This window comes from Catellatospora sp. NPDC049111 (assembly GCF_040648615.1).
Lineage (GTDB): Bacteria > Actinomycetota > Actinomycetes > Mycobacteriales > Micromonosporaceae > Catellatospora > Catellatospora aurea.
The window spans coordinates 398,181-407,770 of the sequence record NZ_JBEZEB010000006.1 but is presented as its reverse complement, the minus strand read 5'-3'; the positions used below and the strand labels follow the sequence as shown (position 1 = coordinate 407,770).

General features: G+C 72.7%; 9 protein-coding genes. 5 read left to right on the top strand and 4 right to left on the bottom strand.

From position 1 onward, the window contains the following. The 4 genes from AB0B66_RS12355 to AB0B66_RS12340 form a co-directional block, all read left to right on the top strand. Nucleotides 1-741, top strand: a 741-nt coding sequence (locus AB0B66_RS12355) for an ABC transporter ATP-binding protein (protein WP_360527220.1), incomplete at its 5' end; no start/stop codon positions are given. Next, entirely contained in the window at nucleotides 734-1,411 is a 678-nt protein-coding gene (locus AB0B66_RS12350) for an ABC transporter ATP-binding protein (protein ID WP_360527217.1), read from the top strand. The genes AB0B66_RS12355 and AB0B66_RS12350, both read left to right, overlap by 8 nt. 198 nt (nucleotides 1,412-1,609) lie before the next feature. After that, nucleotides 1,610-3,271 carry a benzoylformate decarboxylase gene (gene mdlC / locus AB0B66_RS12345; protein ID WP_360527214.1) on the top strand — a complete coding sequence of 554 codons (1,662 nt, stop codon included), beginning with the start codon at nucleotides 1,610-1,612 and terminating at the stop codon, nucleotides 3,269-3,271. A gap of 34 nt (nucleotides 3,272-3,305) precedes the next feature. After that, the gene (locus AB0B66_RS12340) at nucleotides 3,306-3,719 is read left to right on the top strand and encodes a tautomerase family protein (protein WP_360527211.1); all 414 of its coding nucleotides are present in this window, start codon (nucleotides 3,306-3,308) and stop codon (nucleotides 3,717-3,719) included. Nucleotides 3,720-3,814: 95 nt separating this feature from the next. On the opposite strand, the gene AB0B66_RS12335 is transcribed toward AB0B66_RS12340, so the two are convergent. From AB0B66_RS12335 to AB0B66_RS12320, 4 genes are read right to left on the bottom strand one after another with little or no spacing between them, the layout of a single operon-like run. After that, a complete protein-coding gene (locus tag AB0B66_RS12335) occupies nucleotides 3,815-4,450 on the bottom strand; it encodes a response regulator transcription factor (protein ID WP_360527241.1) in 636 nt (211 codons plus the stop codon). After that, nucleotides 4,447-5,688, bottom strand: coding sequence for a histidine kinase (locus AB0B66_RS12330; RefSeq protein WP_360527208.1), 1,242 nt, complete (start codon nucleotides 5,686-5,688; stop codon nucleotides 4,447-4,449). Before AB0B66_RS12330 ends, AB0B66_RS12335 begins: the two co-directional genes overlap by 4 nt. Further along, entirely contained in the window at nucleotides 5,685-7,025 is a 1,341-nt protein-coding gene (locus AB0B66_RS12325; protein ID WP_360527205.1) for an FtsX-like permease family protein, read from the bottom strand. Before AB0B66_RS12325 ends, AB0B66_RS12330 begins: the two co-directional genes overlap by 4 nt. Beyond that, nucleotides 7,022-7,774: an ABC transporter ATP-binding protein gene (locus AB0B66_RS12320; protein WP_360527202.1), complete on the bottom strand. Its 753-nt coding sequence runs from the start codon at nucleotides 7,772-7,774 to the stop codon at nucleotides 7,022-7,024. The genes AB0B66_RS12325 and AB0B66_RS12320 overlap by 4 nt, the downstream gene beginning before the upstream one ends. 394 nt (nucleotides 7,775-8,168) lie before the next feature. Between AB0B66_RS12320 and AB0B66_RS12315 the strand changes: the two genes are divergently transcribed. Continuing rightward, nucleotides 8,169-9,554, top strand: coding sequence for a PHB depolymerase family esterase (locus AB0B66_RS12315; protein ID WP_360527199.1), 1,386 nt, complete (start codon nucleotides 8,169-8,171; stop codon nucleotides 9,552-9,554). Nucleotides 9,555-9,590: the final 36 nt, after the last annotated feature.

Sequence of the window (9,590 nt, the reverse complement as noted above, 5' to 3'; positions counted from 1 at the left end):
GCGTCCGGGTCGGGCAAGTCGACGCTGCTCAACATCTTGTCGGGGCTGGACGTGCCGACCGCGGGCATCGCCCGGGTGGGCGAGTACGACCTGCTCACCATGAAGGCGGGGCGCAGGTTGTCGTACCGGCGGCACATGGTCGGGTTCGTGTGGCAGCAGACCGGCCGCAATCTGCTGCCGTATCTGACCGCGCTGGAGAACGTGGTCACGCCGATGCGGTTGGCGGGCACGCGCTCGGGCCGTAGGGCGCGCGAGCGGGCGATGGAGTTGCTGGAGATGGTCGGCGTCGGCTACTGCGCGGACCGCCGCCCGGATCAGATGTCGGGTGGTGAGCAGCAGCGCTGCGCGGTCGCTTTGGCGGTGGCCAACGACCCGGAGGTGCTGTTCGCCGACGAGCCGACCGGTGAGCTGGACGAGTCGACCGCCGCGGACGTGTTCGGCGCGTTGCAGACGATCAATGCCGAGCTGGGGGTGACCGTGGTCGTGGTGACCCACGATCCGAACGTGGCCACGCAGGTCCGCCGGACGGTGGCGATCCGTGACGGGCGGCTGGCCTCGGAGGTGCGGCGCAGTTCGCGGACCACCGCCGACGGCGGCACGGAGCTGGTCAGTGAGGAGTACGCGGTGCTGGACCGGGCGGGGCGGATGCAGTTGCCGCAGTCGTTCGTGCAGGAGTTGGAGCTCAAGGACCGGGTGAAGTTGAACCTGGAGTCCGACCATGTGGAGGTGCGCCGTGGCTGAGGAACTGGTCAGGGTGGAGAGTGTCAGCCGTGACTTCGGCCGGGCGGGCAAGGTCGTGCACGCGGTGCGCGACGTGTCGTTCACCGCGGGCCGTGGTGAGCTGGTCGCGGTGCGCGGCCGGTCGGGTGCGGGCAAGACGACCCTGCTCAACATCATCGGCGGGCTGGACCGGCCCACCTCGGGCAAGGTGTTCATCGCCGGGCAGGAGATCACCTCGGCGGCCGAGGCGCAGCTGGTCGCTTTGCGCCGGGACGTGATCGGGTTCGTGTTCCAGTCGTTCGGGCTCGTGCCGATCCTGTCCGCGGCGGAGAACGTCGGGGTGCCGCTGCGGCTGGCGAAGGTGCGCCCGGCCGAGCGGGACCAGCGGGTGTCGGTGCTGCTGGAGCTGGTCGGGGTGGGCGGGCACGCCAACCAGCGGCCCTACGAGCTGTCCGGTGGCCAGCAGCAGCGCGTGGCGGTGGCCCGCGCGCTGGCCAACGACCCGCAGCTGCTCATCGCCGACGAGCCGACCGGCCAGCTCGACTCCGAGACCGGCCGCCAGATCATGGACCTGCTCCGCGCCCTGGTCCACGCCCGGGGCATGACCGCACTGGTCGCCACCCACGACGCGGCGCTCATGGAGATGGCCGACCGCGTCGTCACGCTCCGCGACGGAGCGCTCGTCCCCTGAACCGGACAAGCATCACGTACCGGGCCGCCTTCACCAGTCAACACCGAAAGCGTCCCGGTACGAACGGCGGTCCGACCGTGCGGAGATGGGTCGAACCGCCACTACCATCCGGCAGTGGTCACTACACGGCGTAGTTGTAAATGTACGCTGTGTAGGTTCCGTGATCGTGGGCGGCGGCGGCCGATGAGCGGTAGCCGCATGCAGCGGTCGCCCGGTGTGCTCACCTACGAGGAGCGGACTGCTGACATGAACAACATCAAGACGACCGTCCACAGTGTCACCTATGACCTGCTCCGCTCGCTGGGCCTGACCACGGTGTTCGGCAACCCGGGATCGACCGAGCAGACCTTCCTACAGGACTTTCCCGACGACTTCCACTACGTCCTGGCGCTGCAGGAGGCGTCGGCGATCGCGATGGCCGACGGCTTCGCGCAGGCCACCGGCCGTCCGGCACTGGTCAACCTGCACTCCTGCGCGGGGCTCGGCAACAGCATGGGCAACCTGATCGCCGTCAACAAGGGCCACACGCCGCTCATCATCACCGCGGGGCAGCAGCACCGGGAGATGCTCGTCGGCGACCCCTACCTGAGCAGCCCCGACGCGACGATGATGCCGCGTCCCTGGGTGAAGTGGTCCTACGAGCCGGCCCGCGCCGAGGCGGTGCCCGAGGCGTTCATGCGGGCGTACGCCATGGCACTGCAGCCGCCCGCGGGCCCGGTGTTCCTGTCCATCCCGCTCGACGACTGGAACCAGCCCCTGGACGGACCCGCCGTACGCCGCTCGGTCAGCAGCAGCTACGCGCCCGACCCGGAACGCCTGCGCCACTTCGCCGGCCGCATCAGCGACAGCCAGCATCCCGCCCTGGTCTTCGGCCCGGATGTGGACCGTGCGGGCGGATGGCAGGACGCCGTGGCGCTGGCCGAGAAGCTCAACGCCGCCGTCTACGGGGCGCCCCTGGCCGACCGCACCTCGTTCCCCGAGGATCACCCGCTCTACCAGGGGCCGCTGGGCATGTCCCTGAAGAGCGTCAGCGAGCGGCTGGCCGGACACGACCTCGTCGTCGTCATCGGCGCCGAGGTGTTCCGGTACTACCCCTGGGTTTCCGGCGACGTCCTGCCCGCGGGCACGGATCTGCTGCAGATCACCCAGGATCCCGCGGTGGCCGGTGCCGCGCGCGTCGGCGACAGCCTGCTCGGCAACACCCGGCAGGCGATCCGGCAGCTCGTCGAGCTCGTGGCCGCCGGCGGCGCCCGCACCGCGCCGCCGCCGCTGGAGTGGCCGCGCAAGCTGCCCGCCACGCCGAGCAGCCCGCTGACGCCAGAGGAGGTGTACGCGGCGCTGAGCCGGGTCCGGCCGCCGCACGCGGTCATCGTCAACGAGTCCACGTCGACCATGGGCCAGCACATGCAATGGCTGCCGACCACCGAGCCGCAGTCGTTCTACGGCACGCCCAGCGGCGGCATCGGGTGGGCGCTGCCGGCCACGATCGGCATCGCCATGGGCCTGAAAGCCCAGCAGGTGAAGCGCCCGGTGATCGCCCTGATCGGCGACGGGTCCTTCCAGTACTCCATCCAGGCACTGTGGACCGCCGCCCAGCACCAGCTGCCCATCGTGTTCGTGGCCATGCGCAACGGCGAGTACTCCATCCTGAAGTCCTTCGCCGAGCTGGAGCACACCCCGGGCGTGCCCGGACTCGACCTGCCCGGACTGGACATCGCGGGCGTGGCCCGCGGCTTCGGCTGCCGCAGCGTCGAGGTCACCACGACCGAGCAGCTGGAGTCCGAGTTCACCGCCGCGCTGGGGACCGCCGGTCCCACCGTCATCGTGGTGCACACCAAGCCTGAGAAGACCGCGCTCTGAGCGCCGCGGGCGACAGCATTCGGTGAGGTGCGAGATGCCGCTCTACAGCTGCACCACCGCCAAGGGCACGCTGAGCGCCCGGGCCAAGGCCGCGCTCGCCGCGGAGATCACCAGAATCCACTCCGACATCAACCACGTGCCACCGGAGTACGTCAACGTGGTGTTCACCGAACTGCCGCCGGAGGACGTGTACGTCGGGGCGAAACCCGGCCGTCCGGTGCTGATCAGCGGCTGGTCGCGGCGTGGCCACCCGCAGCAGGACACCACCCGGCTGGCGCTGCAGGTGTCGGCCGCCGCGGCGCGTATCGCCGGGGTGGAGGAGGCGCGGGTGCTGGTCGTCATCGAGGACAGCCCGGCGCAATCGGCCGTCGAAGGGGGCCGGGTGCTGCCGGAACCCGGCCACGAAGCGCAGTGGCAGGCCGAAGGCGCCACTGCCCCGTCAGTCTGACGACTCCGGCGGTTCATCACCGGATCCGGTCGGTGGACCTGGCGCGGATCGCAGCTGTGCGAGGATCTCGGCCAGGTCCATGTCCGGCGGCGGCCTCAGGCGGCGTCGAGCCAGGCGAGCACGGCCAGCACCCGGCGGTTGTCGTCGAGGGTCGGCGACAGGTCCAGCTTGGTCAGGATGTTGTTGATGTGCTTGTCGACGGCCTTCTCGGTGACGTGCAGCCGGGTGGCGATCGCGGCGTTCGACCGGCCCTGGGCCACGAGCGCGAGCACCTCCCGCTCGCGGCCGGTGAGGCGGTCGAGCGGCCGGGCGCTGAGCAGCCCGGCCACGACCTCCGGGTCGAGCACCGTGCCGCCACCGGCGACCTGGCGTACGGCCGCCACGAATCCGTCGACGTCGACGACCCGGTCCTTGAGCAGGTAGCCGACCGACCCGGCGCCCCCGGCCAGCAGTTCGCGGGCGTACAGCGGCTCGACGAACTGGCTGAGCACGAGCACGGGCAGGCCGGGCCGGGACGAGCGCGCCCTGATCACCGCCTCAAGGCCCTCGGTCGTCAGCGTCGGGGGCAGGCGCACGTCCACGATCGCGACGTCGACGTCGTCGCGGCCCAGCGCTGCGGCGAGCGCCTCGGCGTCGGCGACCGCGGCGACGACCGCGATGCCGGCGGCGTCGAGGATCCTGGTCAGACCGACGCGCAGCAGCATCTGGTCCTCGGCCACGAGGGCTCTCAGCGGGCCTGGCACCGCACCTCCATCCGCACCTCGGTCCCGTGACCGGCCGGGCTGGTCACGGTCAGCGTCCCGTCGAAGGCCGCCAGCCGCCGGGCCACCCCCGCCAGCCCGCCGCCGCGCGGGTCGGCGCCGCCTTCGCCGTCGTCGCCGACGGTCAGCCGCAGCGTATCGCCGTCGTGGTCGCCGACCACCCAGGCCCGCGACGCCCGCGCGTGCTTGGCCACGTTCGCCAGGCACTCCGCGACGGCGAAGTAGACGGCCGACTCGACCGGCGGGGGCAGCCGCGGCAGGCGCAGCGCGACGGTGACCGGGATGGGGATCGGGATGGCCAGGGCCTCGACACCCCAGCCGAGCCCCCGGTCGGCCAGGACCGGCGGATGAATGCCCCGCACGAGCGTACGCAGGTCCTCCAGCGCGCTGACCGTGGTCTCCCGGGCCTCCCGCAGCAACTCGACGGCCGAGTCCGGGTCGGTGTACACCAGCTTCTCCGCCAGCCCGACGTTCATGCCCGCGGCCGCGATCCGCGCCTGCGCGCCGTCGTGCAGGTCGCGTTCGATCCGGCGCAGCTCGGCGGCGTTGTGGTCGACGGTCGCGGTGCGGGACTCGACGACCTGGTCCAACCGCCGGCGCAGCCGCTCGCTGCGGGAGTGGCCGAGGATGGCCTGGTCGGCGCGCAGCCGGGCGCGGACCAGCGGCACGGTGACGAACCACCAGCCCAGCAGCGCGGGCCCCAGCAGCAGGAAGGCGGTCGTGCTCCACAGCAGGCTGCCCTGCGCCGCGCCGATGACGACGTGCGCCGCCGGGCCGACCAGGAGCAGCACCGGCACCAGGGACATGGCCAGGCCGCCGGTGCCGGCGAACCAGCAGAACGCGAAGTCGCGCCACCGCGCCGGGTCGCGGACCCAGATCGCCATGGCGGTGACCGGGTTGCGGCCGGTGGTGTCGGCGTACCCGGCGGTGACGGGTTCGTCCAGCACCCGTGCCGCGACCGTGCGGTGCACCCGGGCCAGCCCGGCCGCCAGCGGGACGAGCAGCCACAGCATCAGCAACCCGGTCAGCGACAGCAGCGCCGGGAACGCGCCGGTCATGAGCAGCGCCAGCACCAGTGCCGCGATCCCCGCCCCGGCATGGCCCGCCGACAGCGCCGTGAGCCGCAGCCGCTGCACCAGCCCGGCGCGGTCGACGGCGGTGGCCGGCACCGCCGACAGCGGCGCCGACCACCCGTGCGAGGTCTTCATGAACGCAGAGTCTTCCACCGGTCCGCCCGCCGGTGTGCACTCCAGGCGGCGGCGACGGCCAGCGCCGCCGCGACGGCCGCGACCGCCGGCACCAGCCACAGCTGACCGTCGGGCAGCACGCCTTCGTGCCGGACGATCGCGTACGGCACGGCCGTCGCCGTCGAGCCCAGCAGCCCGAACACGATCCCGACCGCCGCCACGACCGCCGCCTCCAGCACGACGCCGGCACGCAGCTGCCCGCGCGTCGCGCCGAGACGCCACAGCCGGTCGAGTTCGGCCCGGCGGTGGACCACCGCGGCGACGGCCGCGTTGACCACCATGATGGCCGCGAACAGGCAGATCATCCCGATGACCACCGCGTTGATCGTCGTGATGGTGTCGGCGACGCCCTCGGGATCGCTCGCCGCGTCGCGGGTACGGCCGTCGATGCCGACCATCAGCAGCGTCCCGACGGCGGTCGACACGAACACGATGACCGGGGCGAGCATCGCGGCGAACACGTGGGCCCGCCGGGTCGTGTTCTCGGCGGCCAAGTAGCCGCCGCCCGACCTGGCCAGCAGCGGGCGCAGCGCCCGGGCCGGCGCCCGCAGCAGCACCGGGGCCAGCGCGGCCAGCCCGACACCGGCCACGATCGCGGCCGACCCCGAGGTCTGCATCGCGGCGTACGGGTCGGCGGATTTACCGGTGACGGTGACGGTGACGACCGCCGCGGCCGCCCCGGACCCGGCCAGCACGACGCCGGTCAGGGCCCGCCACCGGGGCAGACGGCGGTCCGGAACATCCGCCTGGCGCAGCGAGAACGCGGCGGGCCCACGGTCGGCGCGTCTCGATGAGATCACTGCGGCGACCACGCTGACCAGCACCACCACCCCGGCCGCCGCGGTCAGTGCGGCCGGACCTCCGCCGTAGGCCGACGCGGTCGAGATCAGCCCGCCGCGCTGCACGGCGTCGAACAGGGCCCGGCCGCCGAACACGGCGACGCCCGCGCCGACGGCCGCCGCGAGCAGCGTCACGGCGGTGGCCTCGTACACGATCAGGGCCCGCACCTGCCGCGGGGTCGCGCCGATGGTCCGCAGCAGGGCGGCCTCGCCGATCCGCTGCTCGGCGACGATGCCGACGGTCGAGGCCACCGAGAACAGCACGATCAGCGACCCCCAGCCGCCGACGACGGCGCCCATGATGATCAGCAGCTCGCGGTCGTCGTCGTGCGCGCCGCCGGCCGACTGCACCAGGGTGGCGAACGACGCCATCAGCGCGGTGCCGAGCAGGACGGCCGCCAGGGTCGCCACGGCGGCGGGGATACGGTGGCGCAGCGAGCGCAGGGCCAGGGCGGTCATCGGGCTGCCCGGGTGAGCTGGTCGAGGTGGGCCAGCTGCGCGGCGACGGCGTCGGCGGTGGGGGCGGCCATCCGCCCGGCGATCTTCCCGTCGACCAGGAACACGACGGTGTCGGCGCGGGAGGCCGCGACCGGGTCGTGGGTGACCATCACCGTCGTCTGCCCCAGCTCGTCGACGGCTGCCCGCAGCAGCGACAGCACCTCGCGGGCGGTGGTGCTGTCGAGCGCGCCGGTGGGCTCGTCGGCCAGCAGCAGAGCGGGCCGGGTGACCAGCGCGCGGGCGATGGCGACCCGCTGCTGCTGGCCGCCGGACAGTGCGCCGGGCAGGTGCCCGGCCCGGTCCGCCAGCCCCACCCGAGCCAGCGCCTGCCGCACGGCCTGCGGGTCGGCGCGCCGCCCGGCCAGGCGGGCGGGCAGTGCCACGTTCTCCGCCGCGGTCAGGTAGGGGACGAGGCTGAAGTCCTGGAACACGAAACCGATGCGGTCCCGGCGCATCCGGGTGCGCCTGGCCTCGTCCCACTGGGTGACGTCGGCTCCCTCCAGCACGACGCGGCCGGACGTCGGCTGCTCCAGGCCCGCCACGCAGGCCAGGAAGGTGGACTTGCCGGAGCCTGACGGGCCCATGACGGCCGTGAACGTGCCGCGGGCGAGGGTGAGGTCGACGCCGAGGAGCGCGTCGACGGCGCCCGCGCCGGTTCCGTGTCGTTTGGTGAGGGCCTCGACGGCGAGGGCGGGGATGTCTTCGTCCATGTCCACGACGCTAGGCAGCCGACCACCGGGGATCGATAGTGCTGGTCCGATGCCGCCAGGTGGGGCTGGCACCACCGCGGACCGGTGCCGACGGTAAACCTATCGCCGTACATCGATTGACAGTTTTGCGTCCACAGGGGACTCTATGTGTCATGCGACGGTCGCGGAACCGGGCGTCGGGACCGGTCGCAGCCCAGAACACGGCGGACCTGCGCGGTGCGTGGCCACGTGCGGACGACCGGGCAACGCGGCCGTCCAGTGGCATCGGCGGGACGAGTGCCACCACCTCGGGCCATCACGCCGTCAGCCGCCGTCCGGTTTGCCGTGCGCCCGTCGCGTGAGCGCGGCGGCACGGCCTCTCCCCGACCCGTGCGGGGAACCAAGGAGACACACCGTGAAGAAGATCAAGCGAAAGCTGCTGCTCGCCCTCGCTGCCTCGCTGGCGGTCGCCGGAGTCACGATTCCTGCGGTCCAGCCCGCGTTCGCCGCCTCTCTGGTCGAGGTGACGAACTTCGGCAGCAACCCGGGCGGCATGCGCATGCACGTCTACGTGCCCGACTCCCGCCCGGCCAACCCCGCGATCGTGGTCGCCATGCACGGCTGCGGGGGCTCGGGCCCCGGCTTCTACTCCGGCAGCGAGTTCGCGTCGCTGGCCAACCAGTACGGCTTCATCGTCATCTACCCGAGCGCCATGCAGGAGGCCGGGTTCGGCAGGTGTTTCGACACGTGGTCGGATGCCGCCAAACGCCGCGACGGCGGCAGCGACCCGGTCTCGATCATGTCGATGGTCGCCCACGCCGTGCTGCAGTACGGCGGCGACGCCAACCGTGTCTACGCCACGGGAAGCTCGTCGGGCGGCATGATGACCCAGCACATGCTCGCCCTCTACCCGGACCGGTTCAAGGCCGGAGCGTCGTTCATGGGCGTGCCGTTCAACTGCTTCGCCAACGCGGCCGACTACCCACCGGGAAGCAGCCAGTGCACCGGCGGCGGCATGAACCGCACCCCGCAGCAGTGGGGTGACGCGGTCCGGCAGGTCAATCCGAGTTTCACCGGCACGCGGCCCCGGGTGCAGTTGTGGCACGGCACCAGCGACACCCTCGTGCCGTACTCGCTGCTGCAGGAGTCGATCGAGCAGTGGACCAACGTGCACGGACTCGGCCAGACGCCCACCTCCTCCGACACCCCGCAGGCCAACTGGAACCGCCGCCGCTACGCCGATGCGTCGGGCACCGTGCGGGTCGAGGCGCTCAGCATTCAGGGGGCGGGCCACAGCCTGCCGTCCAGTGGCATGGCGGCGGCCGCCGTCGCGTTCTTCGGCCTGACCGCCGGTCCGAGCACCCCGCCCAGCCCGAGCACCCCGCCTAGCCCGAGCACCCCGGCCAGCCCGTCCCCGTCACCCAGTCCGAGCGCACCGGCGAGCCCGTCCCCGTCGCCGAGCCCGTCCGCGCCGCCCGGCACCGGTTCCTGCCGTGTCACCAGCGCCATCGACGCGTGGAACAACGGCCTGGTCGAGAACATCACCATCACCAACACGGGTTCCGCCGCCGTCAACGGCTGGTCCCTGGTCTTCACCCTGCCCGGCGGCCAGGCCATCACCTCCGGCTGGAACGCGGTCTACGCGCCGACCAGCGGGCAGGTGACCGCCAGGAACCTGGCCTACAACGCCGCCATCCCCGCCGGCGGATCCGTCAGCATCGGGTTCCAGGCGACCCACACCGGTAACACCGCGAAGCCCGCCTCCTTCACGCTCAACGGAGCGGCCTGCGCCATCGCCTGACCGGCGGCGCGGGGGTGGTGGCCACCACCCCCGCGC

Coding starts and splice junctions, on each gene's coding strand:
- mdlC (WP_360527214.1), top strand. CDS start 1,610: ATGCAGCGGTCGCCCGGTGTGCTCACCTACGAGGAGCGGACTGCTGAC.
- AB0B66_RS12325 (WP_360527205.1), bottom strand. CDS start 7,025: ATGACCGCCCTGGCCCTGCGCTCGCTGCGCCACCGTATCCCCGCCGCC.
- AB0B66_RS12340 (WP_360527211.1), top strand. CDS start 3,306: ATGCCGCTCTACAGCTGCACCACCGCCAAGGGCACGCTGAGCGCCCGG.
- AB0B66_RS12320 (WP_360527202.1), bottom strand. CDS start 7,774: ATGGACGAAGACATCCCCGCCCTCGCCGTCGAGGCCCTCACCAAACGA.
- AB0B66_RS12330 (WP_360527208.1), bottom strand. CDS start 5,688: ATGAAGACCTCGCACGGGTGGTCGGCGCCGCTGTCGGCGGTGCCGGCC.